Below are 23,278 nucleotides of genomic sequence, written 5' to 3'. Positions count from 1 at the left end.
TTGTTTTAAATTGTTTAAATTAAAAGTTAATTTCTACTATATTAAATTAAAAATAAAAAAAGACTACTTAAGTAGTCTATTTAATTTCTAATGGCGGGTTAAGAGGGACTCGAACCCTCGCGCCGGAGACCGACCTAACACCTTAGCAGGGTGTCCTCTTCACCAACTTGAGTATTAACCCATAAAGTAATACTTTTTAATTATACACAAAAATATTAATAATTTAAATTAGATTCAATAAAGCTATTATGTTTTAGATAATAAAAACTATTTATCAAATAAAATACAAAAATTAGATAAAAATAGCTATTCTGATAAATAACTTTAGTAAAAATCAAACAAGATTGATTTAGTAAACTTTACTTAATATTTAGAATTACTTTTAATAAATTAACTTTTGGTTCTGCAAATTATTAATAAACTAAAAGCTAGTATAACTCGAAAAATAAAGCAAATACAGCAGTTCTAATCACTAATGCTCTATTATTTCTTAGGTTTGTTAATAAACACAAAGTTGAAAAAATAAATGTAACAATAAGTACTAGTAATCAAAATAAAATATTATTTTTTATTTATCATTCAAAGAATGTTAAAAAATCAATTTAGTAATAAATATCGAATTATTAATAATCTATAATCCTTAGTCATACAAATAGACTTTCATTTGAAAGTCTATTTTTGAGTTTTATTATTTTAATTTAATAACTTTCAAATATTATTTTCTTCTTTTTCATAATTAGTAACAGCTTCGTCAAATTCTCTATATAAAGCTTCATTTGCAGATTTAGGTAATAATTTTGATTCAAATTCTTCTATATTTTTGTATTGTGCTATTTATTAGGTATCAGTTCCCTATAAAGACTAGTAATTTTTCCAATTAAAGTAGATAAGACAGGATTGCTTTTTAGTTTTTCATCCTTTTCTGGTTTTTGAAATATAGAATCAACAAGTTTTAAACCATATTTTTTAATTGAATCAAAATTTTCTTTATTGCCTCTTTTGAATACATATTCTTTATTTTCTTTTGGTTGGTCAGATTGTATTTCATTTTTCTGATCTTTTTCTTCTTTTTTAGATTCTTCTGTATTTTCTATTTTTTCATTTTTACTTTTTTCTTCATTTTTTTGAGTATTATTGGTAGGATTTGCTATTTTAATGTCAATTTGTTTTGATATTTTACAAACAATCACTAAAAAAATAGTTGTAATTATTATTGCTGTAGTTTCTAATATATTCAGCACATAAATCTTTCTCCTAATTATTTTTTTCATATAAAGCGTTTTTAGGGTAAATAAGTAGTATTCTTGTGATCTAAACTATATTATTGCTTTAATATCTTTAAAATACTATCTTTTTGTTTTTCATATTCTGTAACAGTCTTATCTCATTGTTCAAACAACTCTTTTGAAAATTCATCAAATGATTTACTTGAACCTTTATTTTTTCATTTATCAGAATTAAATTCATTTTTAAATTCATCTATTGTTTTAAAACGACCTATTTTTTTATAAAGGTCTGATATATTTTTTACTAATCTTAATAATTCAGAATTTTCTAGTTTACTTAAATGTTCGTTATTTTCTAAAGATAGTAATAAATCATGAACTTCTGTACCATATTTTTTAATTAACTCAAAATTTTCTTCTTTTGTTCTTTTAGGTTGTTCAGAATTTTCAGGTTGATCAGCTTGTTCAGAATTTTCTTTAGGTTCTTTATTATCATCAGCTTGTTTATTTTTATCTTCTTCTTTATCTTCTTTTCTAGTTTCTTCACTAGGTTTAGTTTTATCACTTTCAGGAGTTTTTGGAGTTCTGTCGGGTTTAGATCGTTCTTCTTTTTTTGATTTATTTATATTTTTACAAGCAATTGATGTAATACTAGTCATACTAATTAAACTAATAGAACCAAATATTGTTAATAATTTTTTCATATAATGTCCTTTACAATTGGCTTTTATCTTTTGGCAAGACACATTATATATATATATATATATATAATGTCAAGTGTATTTTTACGATTGAGTTGGCTCGCCTAGTTTATGGTTAAACTGTCAGAATGAGATTTATTATCTTTTTAATCAACATTTATAGTATTTAGATTAAGAAAATAATTTAAGGTATAATGGTTATTTGCAAGTAAACATTTATTTCAAATAATAAAAACTTTTTCCTAATTATCTTTAAAAAATATTCAAAAAAACATTTAGAACATTAAATAATTGAAAAGTGTGTTAAATTGTTACTACTTTAAAACAAAAAAGTCTCTAGACTTCATATGCTAGAGACTTTTAAATATTACTTTTTCATTTATTTTGTATCATTGGAAGAAAATTTAAAAGCTAATGTACCAGAAAATTTTGTAGAACGAACAGTTCCAGTGTCATTGGTGTTAACATCTAACTCCTTTAATTCATCTTGCTTAACACCCATTTTTTTAGCTATTGTTTCTTTAATTTTTTTGATATTTGTATAAGATCTTCCATTCTTAATAGTGTTTTGAATTTTTCCTAAGTCAAGAAAACTAGTAAATGTGAACTCTATTTCTTGATTGTTTGATTTAGATGATATTACCTTAACTATTTTCTTTTCATAATCAACTTCAAATTTTTGTAACTCTGATGGAGAAATACTTTTTTTAGTTACTGCTTCTCTAATTGTTGCTTGAGGCAAAATATTTCTCTTATCTGGTTCAAAATTCCCTAAATTTTTGTCATTTTTTGGAGAATCTATTTTTTCTTCAGATTTTTATTATTTTTTAGATTCTTCTTTAGTCTTTTCTTATTTTTTTCATATAAAGCGTTTTTAGGGTAAATAAGTAGTATTCTTGTGATCTAAACTATATTATTGCTTTAATATCTTTAAAATACTATCTTTTTGTTTTTCATATTCTGTAACAGTCTTATCTCATTGTTCAAACAACTTATTTAAAAATTCTTCAGATGATTTACTTGAACCTTTATTTTTTCATTTATCAGAATTAAATTCATTTTTAAATTCATCTATTGTTTTAAAACGACCTAATCCTTTATAAAGTTCTGATATATCTTTTACTAATCTTAATAATTCAGAATTTTCTGGTTTACTTAAATGTTCGTCATTTTTTAAAGATAGTAATAAATTATAAACTTCTATACCATATTTTTTAATTAACTCAAAATTTTCTTCTTTTGTTCTTTTAGGTTGTTCAGAATTTTCAGGTTGATCAGCTTGTTCAGAATTTTCTTTAGGTTCTTTATTATCATCAGGTTGTTTATTTTTATCTTCTTCTTTATCTTCTTTTCTAGTTTCTTCACTAGGTTTAGTTTTATCACTTTCAGGAGTTTTTGGAGTTCTGTCGGGTTTAGATCGTTCTTCTTTTTTTGATTTATTTATATTTTTACAAGCAATTGATGTAATACTAGTCATACTAATTAAACTAATAGAACCAAATATTGTTAATAATTTTTTCATATAATGTCCTTTACAATTGGCTTTTATCTTTTGGCAAGACACATTATATATATATATATATATAATGTCAAGTGTATTTTTACGATTGAGTTGGCTCGCCTAGTTTATGGTTAAACTGTCAGAATGAGATTTATTATCTTTTTAATCAACATTTATAGTATTTAGATTAAGAAAATAATTTAAGGTATAATGGTTATTTGCAAGTAAACATTTATTTCAAATAATAAAAACTTTTTCCTAATTATCTTTAAAAAATATTCAAAAAAACATTTAGAACATTAAATAATTGAAAAGTGTGTTAAATTGTTACTACTTTAAAACAAAAAAGTCTCTAGACTTCATATGCTAGAGACTTTTAAATATTACTTTTTCATTTATTTTGTATCATTGGAAGAAAATTTAAAAGCTAATGTACCAGAAAATTTTGTAGAACGAACAGTTCCAGTGTCATTGGTGTTAACATCTAACTCCTTTAATTCATCTTGCTTAACACCCATTTTTTTAGCTATTGTTTCTTTAATTTTTTTGATATTTGTATAAGATCTTCCATTCTTAATAGTGTTTTGAATTTTTCCTAAGTCAAGAAAACTAGTAAATGTGAACTCTATTTCTTGATTGTTTGATTTAGATGATATTACCTTAACTATTTTCTTTTCATAATCAACTTCAAATTTTTGTAACTCTGATGGAGAAATACTTTTTTTAGTTACTGCTTCTCTAATTGTTGCTTGAGGCAAAATATTTCTCTTATCTGGTTCAAAATTCCCTAAATTTTTGTCATTTTTTGGAGAATCTATTTTTTCTTCAGATTTTTATTATTTTTTAGATTCTTCTTTAGTCTTTTCTTATTTTTTTCATATAAAGCGTTTTTAGGGTAAATAAGTAGTATTCTTGTGATCTAAACTATATTATTGCTTTAATATCTTTAAAATACTATCTTTTTGTTTTTCATATTCTGTAACAGTCTTATCTCATTGTTCAAACAACTCTTTTGAAAATTCATCAAATGATTTACTTGAACCTTTATTTTTTCATTTATCAGAATTAAATTCATTTTTAAATTCATCTATTGTTTTAAAACGACCTAATCCTTTATAAAGGTCTGATATATTTTTTACTAATCTTAATAATTCAGAATTTTCTAGTTTACTTAAATGTTCGTTATTTTCTAAAGATAGTAATAAATCATGAACTTCTGTACCATATTTTTTAATTAACTCAAAATTTTCTTCTTTTGTTCTTTTAGGTTGTTCAGAATTTTCAGGTTGATCAGCTTGTTCAGAATTTTCTTTAGGTTCTTTATTATCATCAGGTTGTTTATTTTTATCTTCTTCTTTATCTTCTTTTCTAGTTTCTTCACTAGGTTTAGTTTTATCACTTTCAGGAGTTTTTGGAGTTCTGTCGGGTTTAGATCGTTCTTCTTTTTTTGATTTATTTATATTTTTACAAGCAATTGATGTAATACTAGTCATACTAATTAAACTAATAGAACCAAATATTGTTAATAATTTTTTCATATAATGTCCTTTACAATTGGCTTTTATCTTTTGGCAAGACACATTATATATATATATATATATATATAATGTCAAGTGTATTTTTACGATTGAGTTGGCTCGCCTAGTTTATGGTTAAACTGTCAGAATGAGATTTATTATCTTTTTAATCAACATTTATAGTATTTAGATTAAGAAAATAATTTAAGGTATAATGGTTATTTGCAAGTAAACATTTATTTCAAATAATAAAAACTTTTTCCTAATTATCTTTAAAAAATATTCAAAAAAACATTTAGAACATTAAATAATTGAAAAGTGTGTTAAATTGTTACTACTTTAAAACAAAAAAGTCTCTAGACTTCATATGCTAGAGACTTTTAAATATTACTTTTTCATTTATTTTGTATCATTGGAAGAAAATTTAAAAGCTAATGTACCAGAAAATTTTGTAGAACGAACAGTTCCAGTGTCATTGGTGTTAACATCTAACTCCTTTAATTCATCTTGCTTAACACCCATTTTTTTAGCTATTGTTTCTTTAATTTTTTTGATATTTGTATAAGATCTTCCATTCTTAATAGTGTTTTGAATTTTTCCTAAGTCAAGAAAACTAGTAAATGTGAACTCTATTTCTTGATTGTTTGATTTAGATGATATTACCTTAACTATTTTCTTTTCATAATCAACTTCAAATTTTTGTAACTCTGATGGAGAAATACTTTTTTTAGTTACTGCTTCTCTAATTGTTGCTTGAGGCAAAATATTTCTCTTATCTGGTTCAAAATTCCCTAAATTTTTGTCATTTTTTAGAGAATCTATTCTTTCTTCAGATTTTTTTTCTTTTTTAGATTCTTCTTTAGTCTTTTCTTATTTTTTTCATATAAAGCGTTTTTAGGGTAAATAAGTAGTATTCTTGTGATTTAAACTATACTATTGCTTTAATATCTTTAAAATACTATCTTTTTGTTTTTCATATTCTGTAACAGTCTTATCTCATTGTTCAAACAACTTATTTAAAAATTCTTCAGATGATTTACTTGAACCTTTATTTTTTCATTTATCAGAATTAAATTCATTTTTAAATTCATCTATTGTTTTAAAACGACCTAATCCTTTATAAAGTTCTGATATATCTTTTACTAATCTTAATAATTCAGAATTTTCTGGTTTACTTAAATGTTCGTCATTTTTTAAAGATAGTAATAAATTATAAACTTCTATACCATATTTTTTAATTAACTCAAAATTTTCTTCTTTTGTTCTTTTAGGTTGTTCAGAATTTTCTTTAGGTTCTTTATTATCATCAGCTTGTTTGTTTTTTTCTTTTTCTTTATTAGATGGTTCTTCTTTTTTTGATTTATTTATATTTTTACAAGCAATTGATGTAATACTAGTCATACTAATTAAACTAATAGAACCAAATATTGTTAATAAGTTTTTCATATATTTCTCCACTGTCAACTAATGTTTATAATCTAAAGCTATGATATTTGATATTTTTCAATAAGAAGTGTTTTGATCGTTTGTTAGTGTTATTTCAAAACGTTTTCCTACTTTTTTATTAATTTCATTATCTGAAGTTAGTTTTCTAATTAAATAATATTTAATTTCTTTATCATTACTACTAATTAATTGAGTTTGTCATGAATCTTTTTTATAATAAACTCCAGCTTTTTTATATTCTAAATCTTTTAAAATAGATTGATAATTTTTTAAAGTAAAGTTTAAAATTGAAAAAATAGTTATTACTGATTTTTTATTTTCATTAGCTAATTGATAGTTTTCATCAGTTTTAGTTAATCCACCAATTAATGTAGCTAAAGCATAACCAATAGTATTTTTAATATATTGAGCTTTATTTAAATCAATTCCTAAAAGTAAATGTAAAGGCGAGTATGAAAAGTCACTTTTAATTTGTTTTAAATCAATAGTTTTATTATCTGTTTCACTAAACTTAAAAGTAATTGAGTCTCAATTATAAAAAGATGCTTCTGGTCTTCCTTTGTTATTTTCATCATTTTTATGATCAAAAGAATCTAAATCATCATATAAAGCTTTAATTAAATTCTTTTTTTCAACTTTTTTATTATTAGAATAAGTAATATCAACTGTAGTACTTAAAGCTTGTAAGAAATATCCAATTGAAGATAGATCAAAACTCAATGATTCATTTTGATTATGATTAATAAACTCATTAATGTATTTACTAATAATTTGTAATAACTCTAATATAGTTAAATTCTTTAAGTTTTCTATACCTAAATGTTGTAAAACAATATCTGGTAATTCAATTTTAAAATCTCTAATGTTAATAAGATTTTTAAATAGTGATTCTTTAGAAATAATTTTTTTTGAATAATCAGCAAGCGCTTGTTTTATCTGACTAACACTAGTAATTTTTTTATTTCTATCATATCTAACTAATCTAATAACTGGTAATAAAAGCTTATCATCATCAGCTTGATTTGTTTTTGGAAATAAAAATTCAGCTAGTTTAGTTGTAAAATCGTTAGCAAAATTAGTGGTAGTAGAATTTTTAGGATAAATATTTGAAATTAAATCATAATTTAAAAGAGTATTAACACTTTGATATTTTTTGGGTAAATATTCAATTATTTTTTTTACATACTCATCAAATTGTTTTAAAAATTCTTTAGTATCATTAATAAAACCAAATTCTTTTAAAAGATCTAAAATGTCTTGTAATGGTTTTACTCCATCTTCAACTTTTTTAATAAATGAACTAAGTCCAAATGTTTTTAAGAAATCTTTAAGTGAATCTAATTCATTTGGTAAATTAATAACTCCATAAATACCTTTAATATTTGCAATTTGTTTTAAAAATGTTATTCGTAAATCAATATTTAACATTTTTTGATTACTAAATAGTTCATTACCAATATCTATAAGTTTTGTAATTTCTTCAAAATTACCTTTAAAGTCAATCACTGGACTTGAATCTCTATATAAAACATACTTTAAATAATTAAATGTATTAGAACTAGTAGCTGAAATAGAGTTTCCAATTTGTTTGAACAAATCAAAAATTTTTGTAATTAAACCATCTTTTCCAAAAATATAAATATTAGCATCTACATAATACAATTTAGTAAAAAACGCTCTGGTAAATATTTGAACAGTTAATCTATTATATTCTTCTTTATTTGGAATGTAGCCAAAATCTACTGAATGCGAAAATGAATTAACATTCTTTTTTAAAAAATTCATTATTGTATCTCTAATTTTATTTCTTAACTGATACATATTTTTTTCAATATAATCTTCTAAACCTTCAATTGTATCTTTAATTAACTTATTAGTTTTTAAAATAGTTTTTTGTACAAAATTTATAAGATCTAGTATAAGACTACTTGTTCCAACATTTTCTGGAATTTTGTGATGATCAAAATAAATCTTAGATTTATCTGCTCTTTTAAATAAAAAATCTAATAGTCTAGTTGTATATTTTTGACTTTCTAAAACTTTAGTCAAACCATTAATTAATAAACTAAAATCTAATTTATTATTAACTAAAGTTTCAAATTTTTTATCTTCTATTTTTTGATTTAACAACTGATTTGGATCTGTTAAGTCTTCGTTAACTACATAATACATAGTAAAATACAATTCAGACTGAACATATCTAAATAAATTGTCAACTATTTTTAAATAATCAAATTTAAAAAAATAATCTTTTAATCTATTAAAAATATTTTTAAATTTATCTATAATTTCAATTTTGTCCTGTTTGTTTCATTCTTCTTTAACTATTTTAGTAACATTTTGAATTACAAAATCACTTAAATCATCAGCAAAATGATCTTCATTATGTTTTTCATAAGATTTATTAGTTAAACTAGTACTAATTAAATTAATATTCTTATTAAAAGCTTGTTTAATAGTTAAATCTTTATAATAGTCTTTTTCTATTTTTTTAGTTGAAAAAATCTTTGTTAGTAATTTGATAAGTGGTTGATTATTGTTAGTAAAATCAACAATTTGTTTAAGAAATTGGTTATTTTTTATTTTATTTAAATTATCTTGATTTTTTATTACTTGAGATTGAAATAAAGATAACCCTAAAGAAGCAAAAGAAGGAGAAAACCCATTTAAAAAATCTTCTGAAGATTTACTTAAAGCTGTAATTTTATCAATATTTTTAGGAATAAACTCTCCATTTTTTAAATCTGAAATATCAGTTAAACTTTTATCATCATTTCTATATTGTAGCTTTAAATCTTTTTCAATAACATCAATTGATTTTCCAAAATAAGTTCGATAAATATCTGATACTTTATTTTTTAAACTAGTATTGCTATTTTCTGGTTTTCAAATAAAATTTTTACCAAATTCTTGTTCTAAATATTGTTCACTTAATTTTTAATTAACATAATCTTCATTTAAATCTTCAACATTTTTTAAGATTTTACTTTTAGCTAAATAAGAACTTGCATCAATATAGTTTTGAATTTTATTAAGATAATTTTGCTTTGATGAATCTACATAAGATTTAATAAAAATAAAAAATCCGCTAACAAAAGCAAAAACCACTATTAAACTAATTATTAACGGTTTTGCTTTTTTAACAGATTTTTTCATATTACCCCTACATAAAATTTTTTTTCACAGATAGTTTATATAGTGCTAAATTACTTATCAATACTTGATTTTTTAAATAATAATCTATATAATTAATTACTATTATTTTTATTTTTATTTTTTTATTTTTAAAAAATAACTCATTAATATTTGTATTTTGAATAAATACTTATAAAATCTTATCGATATTATTTTATAAATAATTAGATATGGACAAGCAATAGATGGGTAATTTATTTTTAATGCTTAAACAAGGCTTAAAATGAATCTTAAAATTTAAATTACAACTAATTATCATTATTTTTTTAACTTTTATAGCTTCTAGTATTTTAACAATCTCTTTTACAACTAACAAACGTTTAAAAATTGCATATGATCAAATAGTTAATAATTCTAAAAGTCAAAAATTTGATTCAACTTATCAAATAGTTGTAGGAAATAAAGCAAAACCAGAAAATGGTGATCCTTTATTTATTCCTATTTTTGATTTTATAAACAAAGAATATACTGGATTTAATGATGAAGGTTTTAGTAATTTTAATTTATATTTCAATAAGTTTTATGGACAAGAAACTTTATTAACTAAAGTAATTAGTTCAGATGAGTTTAAAAAAATTTGAACTAGTGAAAAAAATAAAAATTTATTTTTAAAAGATCAAGAAGATGAAGAAGTAGCTAAAAATCAAGAAGACTTTGATTTTGAAATCAATGACTTATTATTTAGTACAATGATTGATTTATTAAATAAAAATGATCAAGCAATTAATAACACAGTTATTAGTAAATATACTAAAACTAATCCAAATTGATTTACATACTTTTTAAAAGATAATAAAGCATTTACTTGATTAGAATTTTTAAATAATAAACAATTAATTAGTAAATTAGAAAAAGAACATCCTGAAGAATTAAAAATTTATTATTATTCTTATTATGCTTTTGAATCTTTTTCTCAATATTTATTTAAAACAATTAGAACTTTTATAAGACATGATAAATGAAAAGATCAAAAAGATAATATATCTAAAATTGTGTATGAGTTTTTATTTGGAATTAAATTTGAAGAAAATTTAAATTATTTATTTAGAGAAAAATACATTACTACAAATCAAAATAAATACACTACTCATTTTAATAAAACTGTTTTAAAAACAGAATTTGAAAAAATGAATTTTTTAAATAAAAACAAAGAAGATAATTTTTTTAATGACATTATTGATAAAGGTTTTAAAGGAATTTTAAGGCCACTAATTGTTTTTATAAAAGAAGAAAATAAAAATATTGAGATTGAAAAAGTAGTTCAATATAGTGAAACAAATGAATTAAGAGGTTTTTTATCAGGTTCTAATATTTACACACAAAATGTTGATAAACTACCTGAAATTTTTAAAAATAATGATTTAGTTGATTTATTAGTTTTAAATACTAATCCTTTTTTAAATATTACTAATAAAGCTTCTGGTTTTTTTATTTCTAATCAAGATATTAATAACTCTACAAGTAAAGAGTTTTTAATAACTAGTGCATTTTTAACTCATCACAAATTAATTGCAATTGCTAATGGATATGATTTATATATAAGACCTGAAGTAATTTTTAATGATCCAATTACTAAAAAAACTTTTAGAATTGTTAATATTTCAAATCAAGATCATACAAATTATTTAGTTTTAAATGGAGCTAATTCTTTAAATGCTAGTCAAATTACTATTAGTAGACAATTTGCTAAGGCTAATAAAATAAAAATTGGTTCTAGTCTTAATTTAGGTCAAGCAGTTGGATTAGTAGTTTCAGGATATGCTGTTGATACATATTCATTTTTTCCAACTTCAGATCCAAATGTTCCTTTACCAAAATCTGATTCAGGAGGATTGGTTTATGCTAGTGATAAAACAATTAATCAAATTATTGGTGATCAAACCGATCCAAGTAATAATGACCAAACAACAATTTATAATTTCTTTTTAATTAAAAAAAATAATAAAGCTAATTTAAAAAATGTTTATTTAGATCATTTTTCAAAATCTAGTAAAATTAGAGAAAATATCAAAGCTTATAATGATCAAAATCAAGCAGATACTTTTTATAAAACTTTAAGTTTTGATAAGTCTTGATATTCATTAAATTGAACTTTATATCAAAAAACTACTTTTTGATATTCTTTAGCTACTTTTTTAACTTCTAGTTTAATTGCTCTTATTTCCGCTTTAGCTGTATTTGTTGGAGTTATTAAATCAGTTCAAGCTAATGCAAAACAAATAGGTATTTTAAAAGCAAATGGAGTGTATAGTAAAACTATAGCTATTTCTTATGTTTGATATGCTTTAATTTTAGTTTTTATTCCTATTCCAATAGGTTGAATGTTAGGAACAATTTTACAAGTACCATTTGTTGGAATTTTTAAAGATTATTTTAGTTTAAAAGTTGAAGTAATTGAATTTGATTGAATCTCAATCATAATTAGTGTTATTGTTTTTGGAGTTTTAATTGGATTATTTTCATTTATTGTTGCTGTAATTAATATTAATAAACCAGTATTAGAAGTTATTAATCATACTAAAAAATGAGCAAAACCAAAATTTACTGATTGATTATCTAAATATTTATTTAAAAGGTTAAGATTTAATACTTTATTAATGTTAAAACTAACTGAATCTGGAAAAAAACCTTTTAGTTTACTACTAATATTATTATTTATAGCAACTTTATTTACTTCAGTAGGAATTGCAATTCCATCAATTGCAATACATACTAAAGATACTTATTTTAAAAATATTAATTATAATAATGAGTATCAAATTTTTAATAACGTTACTAATACTCCGTTAGGAAAAGATGTTATTAATCTTTGAAATGGACATCAAAATTTAGATAATAGTTATAAAACAATTAAAACAACTCATCAAAACATTAGTTATTATGATGATCCAAATAGTTATACTTTATCAGTACAAAACTCTTCAATACTACCTAATTTAATTTATAAAATAGATAATAAAAATTCTAACAAAGCTGAAATTTTAACTCCTTATAAATCATTTATTAAAAATTATTTAGAAAGTGGTATTTCTGATTTATATACTAATTTATTAGATTGAGTAGTTTATCAGTTAAGTATTGCAAATAGTAGAAGTATTTCAATTGGAACTATTGAACAATTATATGCATATATTTTAAATGATGCAGATCTTAACAAACATTTTGAAAATGATAAAGCAAAATTAGATTTTTTAAATATCACAACTCAACCTTTAACTCAATTTGTTTCAAGAATATTAGAAGTTGTTTTTGATAATAAAGTTCAAAAAGACACTGAATGAAAAGAAAAAATTTTAAATTTAGTTTTAGGTTATGCCCCACCTTTTATTAAATCTTATTTAACAAATGACTCTAGAAAAACACAACTAGCTTTTGGTTTTCAATCTCAAAATGTTATTAGTCAAAAAGATCAATTAGCAACTAGTTTTATACCATTTATAAATGATAAAAAAACTAATTATCAAATTTTAGGATTAGATAAAACTCAAAATAGTTTTAAAATAGAACAAAAGCTAAAAGATCAAGTTTTTTTATCAAATAATGATATTCAAAATATTTATCAAATTATTAATTCTCCTTATACAAATAATGGAGCTGATCTAGTTTCAAATAAAACTAAACAAGTTCTTTATAATAGAAAAACTAATACTTTAATAGTTCCAACTATTTTAAATCAAACTTTAAATCAAAATCTAAAACATAATCAAAATATTTTAGAAAATATTAGTTCTAAAAATTATCAATTAATGTATAAAACTAAATCTAATGATTTTAAAGTTCTACCAAAACAAGCTTGATTGTATGATGATTCTGATTATTTACAAACTAAGTATGTAACTAAACATAATAATTGAATAGATCAACCAATTCAAAGTATTAATACTAAAAATAATTATTCATCTTATGGTTATGAAGTAGTTGATTTTAATAACACTAAAAGTTATTATTTAAACCCTTATAATTTAGATGTTAATAAGTTTACTCAAAGACAAGTTATAGATCTTTATTCAGATAAATTAGAAAATAATAACGATTTGAGTATAGAAAAACAAGTTGATAATATTGTTGAAAATTCTCCAATATTTGGTGATTTTGCTATTAATAATAATGGAGAAATTATAAAGTCATTTTTAAGACCATATTATCAGTTAAGAAATTTAAAATTATTTATTCCTATTTCAAATGAAATTAGTTGAGAAGATTTTGCAAAATATAGTTTAGGTTGAGGAAATAATAAAGAACCAAATGATGATTGAAAAGCTAATTTAGATAAAACTGATCAAAAAACTAGAGAATACATTCAACCAGCTTTAAAAAAATTGAAGTCTGAACAAGTTCCGCTTTCAGTCAAAAATGCTTGAAACTCAATTTTAACTAATAATCAAATAACTGAATATTTAGAAATAAGACCTTATGATTTTTCAATAGAACAAGAAAGAAGAATTAATAGGCGTCATATTTATTTTGCATTTACAAACAATTATGAAAAAATTAAAGGTGTTTTAAAATCTTCTCCAACTATTGCATTAGATAATTTAATTTTAAATGGTAGTGCATTATTTTATAGAAGAGCATTAGGTAAAAGACAAAACATACCAGCTATTTTAAAACTAGAAAATATTAAAGTAAATTATGTTAATAAAAATCTTAAAATTAAATTAAAAAATGTTGGAGTTAGTGATATATATGGTAAGTCATATGCTATTGTTGATTCAGATTTAGCAAATATGATTTATGGTTATGATATTAGTAGGTCTATAAATTATGATTATAAACCATTTAATACTTCTAAAATAATTGCAAAAAACCAATTATTTAATACTTATAAAACAACAACTTGACAAAAACAAAATAATTTAGATCCTTGAAATAATACTTATTTAAAAACAAAGGATGTATTTAATTATTCACCACATTACTATTACAATACAATTTTGTCAAATACAACTGAACCTTTAACAATTACAAGTTCAGTTTCTATTATTCCTGAAAAAAGATTAGGATTAGCAATTATTGATTTATTAAATTTAAGTGATTATAAAACTGCAATTTCTAACATTAATCTTATAACCCAAACTAAACAATTAATTGACCAATTGACTAAAACTTCAATTTATATAGCAATTATTATAATTACTGCTATTGTTTTATCTTCTTCATTATTAATTATCTTAATAACCGGAATATATGTAAGTCAGTATAAATCATTTATGATAATGTTAAGATCAATTGGTTATACAAATAGTCAAACGATTTGATATGTGTTAGGTATTACTAAAATCTTTAATATCCTAATTATTCTTTTAACAATAAGTATTATTTTTATATCAATTATAATTTTTAATAAGTTATTTATTAATGATATTTCTATACCTATTGGAACACAATGATGAACACCATTAATTTGTGTAATTTTAATTCTTTGTTCATTTTTTGTTTCAATTTGAATTTCAACTAGAAAAATTAGAAAAACTCAACCAAATGTTGTTTTAAATGAAATTGAATAACATTTATTAATTAAATTAAAATTTAATTTCTTTTAATAAATAGATCTTTAAAAAGGTCTATTTTTTATTTTTTATAAATAATAAAAAAATAATTTAGCTACATTTTTTACAAAATTCATTAAATATATATATAACTGTTTAGTTGTGTGAATATTAGATAAAAAAGCAACAAATTGAAAGGCCATTTAATGAAAAAACTATTAACAGTTTTGGGTTCAGTGACATTAATTGCTACAATTGGAACTAGTGTAATTGCATGTAAAACAACTGATAGTACAATTAGTGAAACTCAATTAGCTCAAAAAGTTCAAAATATTTGAAACGATAATTTTAAAGATAAAATAACTAGTGCTAAAAATTATTCAATGATTGTTGAAATGGTTAAAGATAAATTAAATAATCCTAAAGAAAAAGAATTAATTGATTTATCTAATAAAGATGAATCTAGAAATAGACCTATTAAAAAACAAGGAAATCAAAAAATTAATATTAAAATTGGTGAAAGAAATATTAGTTTAGATTTTGGTGAGGTTAAAGAGGGTAAAAAATTAACAAAATATAGAGATCCAAAAACTAATGAAATAAAAACTACAGACGCAAAAGATTTTTCAGATAAATCAAACACAGAATTAAATGAAGTAAAAGAAATTATTGAAATAGGATATTATGAGCATAAAGACAATCATGATGCAGATAAATTACATATAAGAGCTGTTGCTATGCCAACTTCTATTCAAATTGTTCCAAAAGAGTTACCAAAAGAAATTACTTCAACTAGATCTATGTTCTGAGATGCAAAAGAATTCAATCAAGATATATCAATGTGAGATACCTCAAACTTAGAAACTATTGATCAAATGTTTGTTGGTGCTAAAAAATTCAATCAAGATATATCAAAATGAGATGTATCAAATGTAAGAATAATGGAGTATACTTTTTCTGAAACTGAAGATTTTAATCAAGATTTATCTAATTGAAATGTAAGTAATGTAACAAGTACATTAAATATGTTCTCTAGAACAAAAAAATTTAATAATGGTAATAAACCACTATTGTGAGGAAAAAAAACAAGCAAATTAGAAAATGCAAATGAAATGTTCTTGCTAGCTAAGGAATTTAACCAAAGTGTTAATGATTGAGATGTAAGTAATGTTAAAAAGATGAGAAGCATGTTTCGTGAAACTGAAAAATTTAATCAACCTTTAGATAAGTGAAAAACAACAAACGTTGAAGATATGGGTAATATGTTTATGAAAACTAAAGAATTTGATCAAGATATTTCAAATTGAGACATTTCAAAATTAAAAAACATAGAAGCAATGTTTTTAGGAGCAGAAAAATTTAATCAAAACTTATCTAACTGAAAAACTGATAATATAAAGGTTTATGCCGGTTATCATAATGGTGCTAAAGTGTGAAAAAAGGAAAACAAATTAAAATTCAACAGCACTTCTACTTCTATTAATTCAACACATAAGAAAAAATAATTTTAATGAGTTTTACAAACTCATTTTTTTATGCTCTAAAACTTATTTTATTAAATAAAGCTTTTAATATATAAAGGATTTAATTGGTTATCATCTTTTATATTAATAAAATACTTTTTTAAATCTAAATAGTGTTTAATGTAATCAAATTGATAATCATTTACTAATTTAAAATCTTTGTATTTAGAAATTAAATTATCAATTTGATTTTGTTCTATTAAACTAATATCTAATAATTGTTTGGCATTATTATAAACACTTATATAATATTTATTACTTCTAGCGTCAATACATGAAATAACATTATCTAATCCAGCTTGATATAATAAAGAATTTATTATAAAAACTTCAAAATTATTATTTAAGACTTTTAAAGTTTTAACTATTGTTAAACCAACTCTAACTCCTGTATAACTACCAGGACCAATTGTTAAATAAAAAGCTTTAAGATCTTTTATAGTTATTTGATTTTTTAATAAGAACTCATTTAGTTTTAAAATAGCAATATCTGAAAGTTTTTTATTATTTGAAATAATTAAAGAATCAATAATTTGATGATCTTTTTCTAAAATATAAATTAACTTTCAATTAGTAGTATCTATAAACAAATTCATTTTATTCTCCTATAAAAAATAAACGTTTATTTTCATCTATAATTTTAATTTCAATAATTAGCTTATTAATAGTATTTAAATCTAAGTTTAAATTTTCATATCATTCAATAATATTTAAACTATCTAAAAATTCATCTAAATACATTTCTAATTCACTATCATTATTTAATCTATAAGCGTCCATATGATTGATTTTTAAATCATTTACAAAATATTGGTTCATAATTACAAAACTTGGAGATGTAATATTTTGTTTTACTTCAAATTGTTCTAATAAAGCTTTTGTAAAAGTAGTTTTACCACTTCCTAAATCTCCTTTTAATAAAACATAAAAAGGAATTTGTTTGTTTTGAATTATTTTTTTTATTTTTTTAGCTAATTTATAAGTTTGTTCTAAATTATTGATTTTAACTTTCATATAAACCTCATTACTATTTATTATAAAACTCTTTTTTAACACTATTTTAGTATTTTTAACTTACTAAACATTTTTTATTTTTTTCTAATACATTAATAGGAGATGGTTAAAATGTTTTTAGCTTTATTATCAAGTATGAACTTATCTAATAATAGTGATAATCTAAATACTCAAAAATATATTAAAATTGAAAATTTTAGATCTGAATTTAATCTAGTTGAACAAGTTAATATAACTAGAACTATCAAAGCATCAGATACACCTAGTAAAAATAGTGATTCTAATTTTTATTTATCTAAAGGCTTAGCTAATTTTTATAATGAAAATGTTGAAAATATTTTAAAGAGTTTTAATTTTAAACTATCTGATGAATATATTTCATTTATAAAAGATGGAATGAAACTTGAAATTAGTTTAACAGTTAATTTAGATGTTATTACTACAAATGATCAATATCTAAATAATAAATATGATCTAACTTTTTATTTATCAAATGATAGTTTTATAAATCAAAGTACAAAAAATACAACTTGGAAAAATATTAGATATCAAACTATAGATAAAAATATTACTAATTATATTGATACAAATAATCATTGACAATTTTCTTTTAATAAAGATTTGTACTTATTTAACTTAAAACACGTGTTTAATAAAAAGCAAAACTTTAGATTTATTGATTTTAACAACTTACATAGTTTTAATTCACTCAAATATAGTATTAATGATATAAAATACCGCTTTTATACTCCTATTTCTTTATATAAAACAATAAGAGAGTTTGACTTTAACATTAATAAAGGTAATGTAAGTATTGATGATATTAAAAAACAAATTTATTTACAACAAACTAATTTTAAAAACTCTGAATTTTATAAACAAAACAAAGTTTTATGAGATGGATTATATGATAATTTAAAACTAGAGCACCAACAAGAAAAAAAGTTAAAACGTTTTATTTGAGATGATAAAGTTAATCTTAAAATAACATTACCAGTAAAACAAAAATACAAAAAATATCTTAAAGATATTTATTTTATAACCAAATATTTTAAAAAAATTGATTTAAATTGATTAATTGAAGTTGATGAACTATTAGTAAGTAAAAATGATTTAAAAAATATTAATAGACTTTTTCCTGATTTAAATTTATTATTTTTAACTGCTTTACAAACTGAAGTTAAAAATAATTTATTAATTATTAAACCCAAACAAGAATATAAAAATAAATTTTATAATCAAAAAGAAATTCGTTTAAATTTTAAAGATGAAAATATAACTGAAATAAAAAAAGACAATAGCATATATAATAAACCAAATACTTTAAATCAAAATCAGCAATTAGATATTAAAAATAATTTCACAACCTCAGTTAATAATTTTGATCAAACTAAATTAATCTATAAAAACCCTTATTTATACATTATTATTGCTATTATTTTATTAGTACTAATTTGTTTATTATTTTTATTAAATAAAATTATTGCAAAATCTTTGAATAAAAAAAGTAAAAGTACTTAAATGATAAAATAATATTTATAGGTAGGTTTATGAAAATAAAAGCAGTAGGTCTTTCAGAAAAAGGTAATTTTAGAAAAGAAAATCAAGACTATTTAAATTATTATAAAAACAGTGATGGTTCATTTTTAGCAATTATTTGTGATGGTATGGGTGGTCATAAATGTGGTGAAATTGCTTCAAGACTAGCAGTTAATACTTTTGTTGATCTTTTTAAAAAATCTAATTTTAAACAAAAAGAAAGTAAAGAAATTTTTTCATGATTAGAAAATAGTATTTCTTATATTATTAATGTAATGAAAAAATATGTAGAAAGCTTTATTGAAGCAAAAGATATGGGAACTACATTATCTGCTATTTTAATAGCAAATAATAATGCTCATATTATTAATATTGGAGATTCAAGAATTTATCATTTAAAAGATCAACATTTTAACCAAGTAACAATTGATCAAAATCTAATGAATTCTAATTATGATATGCAAAAAATCAAAAAACAAGATCAAAAATATTATGGAACTAAATTTAATGAAAATACTTATTGAAAAAGTTTAACTAGTGCTTTAGGACCAACAAAAAAACTAAAAATAGATAGTTACTTTTTAAAAGATAGTAATGGTTTATTTTGTTTAACAACTGATGGTATATATGATTTTATTGATATAAAAACTTTTAAAGATTATTTAGATTTAAAATCTTCACTAAGAGCTAAAGCTAAAAACATTATTAAATATTCTATTAATAATTTATCAACAGATAATTTATCAATAATTTTATTAGAGGTTGTGTAATGCAAAAAACTAAAAAAGATCTTGGAATAGATAAAGACGCATTATTAAATCAAATTGTAAACAATCGATACAAATTAGTTAAATACTTAAACTCTGGTGCTTTTGCAGTTGTTTTTAAAGCACTTGATTTAGATGCTTCTGTTTTAGAAAAAAAAGATGTTTTTGTAGCAATAAAAATTATTTTAAAAGCTAAAAATAAAAATATTGAAGCTATTAAAAAACGTTTATTTTTAGAAACAAGTACTTTTGCAAAATTATCCTTTTCTAAAAATATTGTTAAGACGAAAGATGTTTTTAGTTGACAAAATTATTATGTAATTGTAATGGAATTGATTGATGGTGCTGATTTAAGTAAAAAATTTAATGCTTATAATAATGTTTTATCTAACAAAGAATTTATTTATTATTTTTTACAAATTACTAAAGGTTTAAAAGAAATTCATGATAATGATATTATTCATAGAGATGTTAAACCAGCAAACATTTTAATTGGAAATGACTCAAGAGTAAAAATTTCTGATTTTGGAATTTCTAAAATTAAAAGTATTATTTTAGATGATAGTCAAAATCATATTTCACCAGGAACTCCAAGATATACAGCACCAGAACAGTTTTTAAATTTTGAATCAAGAAAAGATGCCTTTTATTTTGAATCAGATATTTATTCAATTGGTGTGATTATGTATGAGTTTTTAACAGGTGGTATGTTATTTTTAAACTATGGATCTAATACTGCTAGTTCTAAAGAAAGAGAAAGAGCTAATTTTCAACAACATATTTTAAAAGAAGTTGTTAGACCTAGAGAAATTAACCCAAATATTTCTCAAGCATTAGAAAATATTATTATGAAATGCTTAGCTAAAGATTATAAGAATAGATATCGTTCATTTGATCAAGTTATTGAAGATCTTGAACAAGCAAAACAAGAACAAAATGTTAATCTTGATTTTCCAAATATGTGGTGAGAAAATGAGAGTTCTTTAAATATTAAAAACAACAATACCTTAAAATATCAATATTTTTTTAAAAATACTAATTCTAAATATTTTATTTTTTGAATTTTAATAGTTATGAGTATTTTTATTATTTTTTTAATAGCATTATTTTTGAAATAAGGTGAGTAGATGCAAGGAATTTTAGTTAAAAAAGATAGTAATGAAAGTTATGTGTTTTATGAAAATAAAATATATAAAGTATATGCAAAAGGTAATTTAAAAAAAGAACTAAAACCTAAAGTTGGAGATGTTGTTGAATTTAGTATTTTAGAAGACGGATATGGTTATATTAAAGAAATTAAACCAAGAAAAAATAGTCTAGATAGACCAAAAATTGCTAATGTTGACCAAGTTTTAATAGTTACTGCATTATATGAACCTTTATTTTCATCATTTTTATTAAATAAATATATTATGATGTTAGAAACGCTAAAGATTAAACCTATTTTAATTTTTACTAAAGTTGATTTATTAAAAAAGAGTTCTTATTATCAAGAAGTTATGCATAAAATTAATTGGTATGAAAAAATGCATTATCAAGTTTTAATCATTAATAATAAAGATAATTTAGAAAATAAAAACACAATCATTTTAAAATTAAAAGAACTTTTAAAAAATAAAATTAGTGTTTTTACAGGACAAACTGGAGCTGGTAAATCTACTACTTTAAATAACTTTTTAGATATTAATAAACAAATTAAAACTAATGAAATTTCAAAAAAACTAAATAGAGGAAAACATACTACAACTAGTATTCAACTTTATAATTTAGAAAATAATATTTTTATAGCTGATACTCCAGGATTTTCAGCATTTGATTTAAATAATATTGATATTGAGCATATTTTATATTCTTGAGAAACGTTTATTCCTTTTTTAAACAAATGTAAGTTTGTTGATTGTACACATACTCATGAAACTAAATGTGTAGTAAAAAAAGCTGTAGCTGAGCACTTGTTACCAACATTCATTTATAATGATTATGTAAAAGTATATGAAGAATTAAAGCAAAATAGAAAGAATAAATATTAAGATGAAAAAGTATATTATTGCTCCATCAGTATTATCAGCTAATTTTATGGATCTAAAAAATGAATTAGAATTATGTAAAAAAAATAATATAAATTGAATTCATTATGATGTTATGGATTTTGATTTTGTCCCAAATTTAACTTTTGGTTCTAAAATTCTACACGATATTAAAAAAAATATTGATATTAATGTTGATGTACATTTTATGGTTAATGTTAAAACAAAACAATTTGAAGACTTTTTTTTAGATTATATAAAAGCAAAACCAGAAATGATGACAATGCATATCGAATCATTAAAAGACAATAATACAATTAATAAATTTATTGATTTATGTAAGCAAAATAATATTTTAGCTTCTCTAGCTATTTCGCCAAACACTGATGTTAGTTTAGTTTATCCTTATTTAGATAAATTAGATAATGTCTTAGTTATGAGTGTTGAACCAGGATTTGGTGGTCAAAAATTTATTACATCTAGTTTAAAAAAAATTGAAATTTTAGATCAATTAAGAAAAGAAAAAAAATATAAATACACCATTGAAGTTGATGGTGGAATTAATGAACAAACTTCAGTTTTAGTAAAGCAAGCTGGAGTTGATATGATAGTAGCTGGTAGTTATTTATTTGGTAGTGATGATTTTACAAAAAGAGCAAAAGGACTATTTAATGAACTATAAAACTATTTTAATTGTTACAGCAAAAACTAATTTAAATCTTGAACCTTTTAATAATAATTCAACTTATGTTATTGGAGTTGAAAGAGGTTGTTTGGATTTAATTAGTAGAAATATGAAAATTGATTATGCAATTGGAGATTTTGACAAAGTAACAGATCAAGAATTAGAACTAATTAAATCAAAAATAAAAAACGCTGAAATTTGAAGTCCTGAAAAAGATTATTTTGATGGTGAATTAGCGATTTTAAAAGGTTTAGAAGCTAGTAAAGATGCTAAAATTATTTTTATAGCTAATCCAACAAAAAGATATGATAAAAACTACTCTATTTTTCATTTTATTTTCAAATATAATCTTACTTTTATTAATGATGATTCAATTTTATTTAAATTTGACAAGGGAACAAATATTTTAAAGTTTGAAGATTATCAAGATTATACTTATGTTAGTTTTATTTCAAAAGATAATACAAACATTACAATTAAAGACCTTAAGTATGAGTGTGAAAATTTAAGTTTATCTGCATATAGTAATTCTTGTTTATCTAATGCTTTTTTACCTTATAAAGATGGAATAATTTCATCTAATAACCCAATAATTTGTATATTAACAAAATAAATCACTTTGCCTCACTAGAGGCATTTTCTAACTTT

20 protein-coding genes and 1 tRNA gene are annotated in these 23,278 nt (G+C 21.5%); 8 read left to right on the top strand and 13 right to left on the bottom strand.

The genetic code is table 4. The annotated features are described in order from the left end of the window. Positions 1–91: 91 nt before the first annotated feature. The 11 genes from MSB_RS01605 to MSB_RS05160 form a co-directional block, all read right to left on the bottom strand. Positions 92–181: transfer RNA gene (locus tag MSB_RS01605), tRNA-Ser, on the bottom strand. A 649-nt stretch (positions 182–830) separates the two neighbouring features. Beyond that, the gene (locus MSB_RS04920) at positions 831–1,241 is read right to left on the bottom strand and encodes a hypothetical protein (protein ID WP_013447636.1); all 411 of its coding nucleotides are present in this window, start codon (positions 1,239–1,241) and stop codon (positions 831–833) included. 80 nt (positions 1,242–1,321) lie between these two features. Continuing rightward, positions 1,322–1,930: a lipoprotein gene (locus MSB_RS01595; RefSeq protein ID WP_013447635.1), complete on the bottom strand. Its 609-nt coding sequence runs from the start codon at positions 1,928–1,930 to the stop codon at positions 1,322–1,324. A gap of 376 nt (positions 1,931–2,306) precedes the next feature. Further along, positions 2,307–2,669: a hypothetical protein gene (locus MSB_RS01590; protein ID WP_013447632.1), complete on the bottom strand. Its 363-nt coding sequence runs from the start codon at positions 2,667–2,669 to the stop codon at positions 2,307–2,309. A gap of 171 nt (positions 2,670–2,840) precedes the next feature. Continuing rightward, positions 2,841–3,449, bottom strand: a complete 609-nt coding sequence (locus tag MSB_RS01585) for a lipoprotein (protein WP_013447634.1) — start codon at positions 3,447–3,449, stop codon at positions 2,841–2,843. 374 nt (positions 3,450–3,823) lie between these two features. Next, a complete protein-coding gene (locus MSB_RS01580; protein WP_013447632.1) occupies positions 3,824–4,186 on the bottom strand; it encodes a hypothetical protein in 363 nt (120 codons plus the stop codon). 171 nt (positions 4,187–4,357) lie between these two features. Beyond that, positions 4,358–4,966, bottom strand: a complete 609-nt coding sequence (locus MSB_RS01575; protein ID WP_013447633.1) for a lipoprotein — start codon at positions 4,964–4,966, stop codon at positions 4,358–4,360. A 378-nt stretch (positions 4,967–5,344) separates the two neighbouring features. Then, complete coding sequence (locus tag MSB_RS01570) at positions 5,345–5,707, bottom strand: hypothetical protein (RefSeq protein WP_013447632.1); 363 nt, start codon at positions 5,705–5,707, stop codon at positions 5,345–5,347. Positions 5,708–5,878: 171 nt separating this feature from the next. After that, positions 5,879–6,391 (bottom strand): lipoprotein, encoded by a 513-nt coding sequence (locus MSB_RS01565; RefSeq protein WP_013447631.1) that lies wholly within the window; start codon positions 6,389–6,391, stop codon positions 5,879–5,881. Positions 6,392–6,409: 18 nt separating this feature from the next. Beyond that, a complete protein-coding gene (locus MSB_RS01560) occupies positions 6,410–9,283 on the bottom strand; it encodes an STREFT protein (RefSeq protein WP_238523228.1) in 2,874 nt (957 codons plus the stop codon). 45 nt (positions 9,284–9,328) lie between these two features. Next, positions 9,329–9,547 (bottom strand): hypothetical protein, encoded by a 219-nt coding sequence (locus MSB_RS05160; protein WP_013447629.1) that lies wholly within the window; start codon positions 9,545–9,547, stop codon positions 9,329–9,331. A gap of 224 nt (positions 9,548–9,771) precedes the next feature. Here MSB_RS05160 and MSB_RS01555 point away from each other — a divergent pair, with 224 nt between their 5' ends. Next, positions 9,772–15,093, top strand: a complete 5,322-nt coding sequence (locus MSB_RS01555; protein WP_013447628.1) for an ABC transporter permease — start codon at positions 9,772–9,774, stop codon at positions 15,091–15,093. Between the two features lie 188 nt (positions 15,094–15,281). Next, complete coding sequence (locus MSB_RS01550; protein ID WP_013447627.1) at positions 15,282–16,580, top strand: BspA family leucine-rich repeat surface protein; 1,299 nt, start codon at positions 15,282–15,284, stop codon at positions 16,578–16,580. 50 nt (positions 16,581–16,630) lie between these two features. On the opposite strand, the gene tsaB is transcribed toward MSB_RS01550, so the two are convergent. Continuing rightward, complete coding sequence (gene tsaB / locus MSB_RS01545) at positions 16,631–17,194, bottom strand: tRNA (adenosine(37)-N6)-threonylcarbamoyltransferase complex dimerization subunit type 1 TsaB (protein WP_013447626.1); 564 nt, start codon at positions 17,192–17,194, stop codon at positions 16,631–16,633. A 1-nt stretch (position 17,195) separates the two neighbouring features. Then, positions 17,196–17,612: a tRNA (adenosine(37)-N6)-threonylcarbamoyltransferase complex ATPase subunit type 1 TsaE gene (gene tsaE / locus MSB_RS01540; protein WP_013447625.1), complete on the bottom strand. Its 417-nt coding sequence runs from the start codon at positions 17,610–17,612 to the stop codon at positions 17,196–17,198. Between the two features lie 111 nt (positions 17,613–17,723). Here tsaE and MSB_RS01535 point away from each other — a divergent pair, with 111 nt between their 5' ends. From MSB_RS01535 to MSB_RS01510, 6 genes are read left to right on the top strand one after another with little or no spacing between them, the layout of a single operon-like run. Further along, positions 17,724–19,133, top strand: a complete 1,410-nt coding sequence (locus MSB_RS01535; RefSeq protein WP_013447624.1) for a hypothetical protein — start codon at positions 17,724–17,726, stop codon at positions 19,131–19,133. Between the two features lie 29 nt (positions 19,134–19,162). Continuing rightward, positions 19,163–19,921, top strand: coding sequence for a PP2C family protein-serine/threonine phosphatase (locus tag MSB_RS04915; RefSeq protein WP_013447623.1), 759 nt, complete (start codon positions 19,163–19,165; stop codon positions 19,919–19,921). Then, positions 19,921–21,036, top strand: coding sequence for a serine/threonine-protein kinase (locus MSB_RS01525; protein ID WP_013447622.1), 1,116 nt, complete (start codon positions 19,921–19,923; stop codon positions 21,034–21,036). Before MSB_RS04915 ends, MSB_RS01525 begins: the two co-directional genes overlap by 1 nt. Before the next feature lie 9 nt (positions 21,037–21,045). Continuing rightward, entirely contained in the window at positions 21,046–21,948 is a 903-nt protein-coding gene (gene rsgA / locus MSB_RS01520; RefSeq protein WP_013447621.1) for a ribosome small subunit-dependent GTPase A, read from the top strand. Between the two features lies 1 nt (position 21,949). Then, on the top strand, positions 21,950–22,627 hold the full coding sequence (rpe, locus tag MSB_RS01515) for a ribulose-phosphate 3-epimerase (protein ID WP_013447620.1): 678 nt from the start codon (positions 21,950–21,952) through the stop codon (positions 22,625–22,627). Continuing rightward, a complete protein-coding gene (locus MSB_RS01510; RefSeq protein ID WP_013447619.1) occupies positions 22,617–23,243 on the top strand; it encodes a thiamine diphosphokinase in 627 nt (208 codons plus the stop codon). The genes rpe and MSB_RS01510 overlap by 11 nt, the downstream gene beginning before the upstream one ends. The last annotated feature ends 35 nt before the right edge of the window (positions 23,244–23,278 follow it).

This window comes from Mycoplasma leachii PG50, from assembly GCF_000183365.1.
In the GTDB taxonomy this organism is placed as follows: domain Bacteria; phylum Bacillota_I; class Bacilli_A; order Mycoplasmatales; family Mycoplasmataceae; genus Mycoplasma; species Mycoplasma leachii.
The sequence above is the reverse complement of the archived record's forward strand: the minus strand, read 5'-3'. Positions and strand labels throughout refer to the sequence as shown.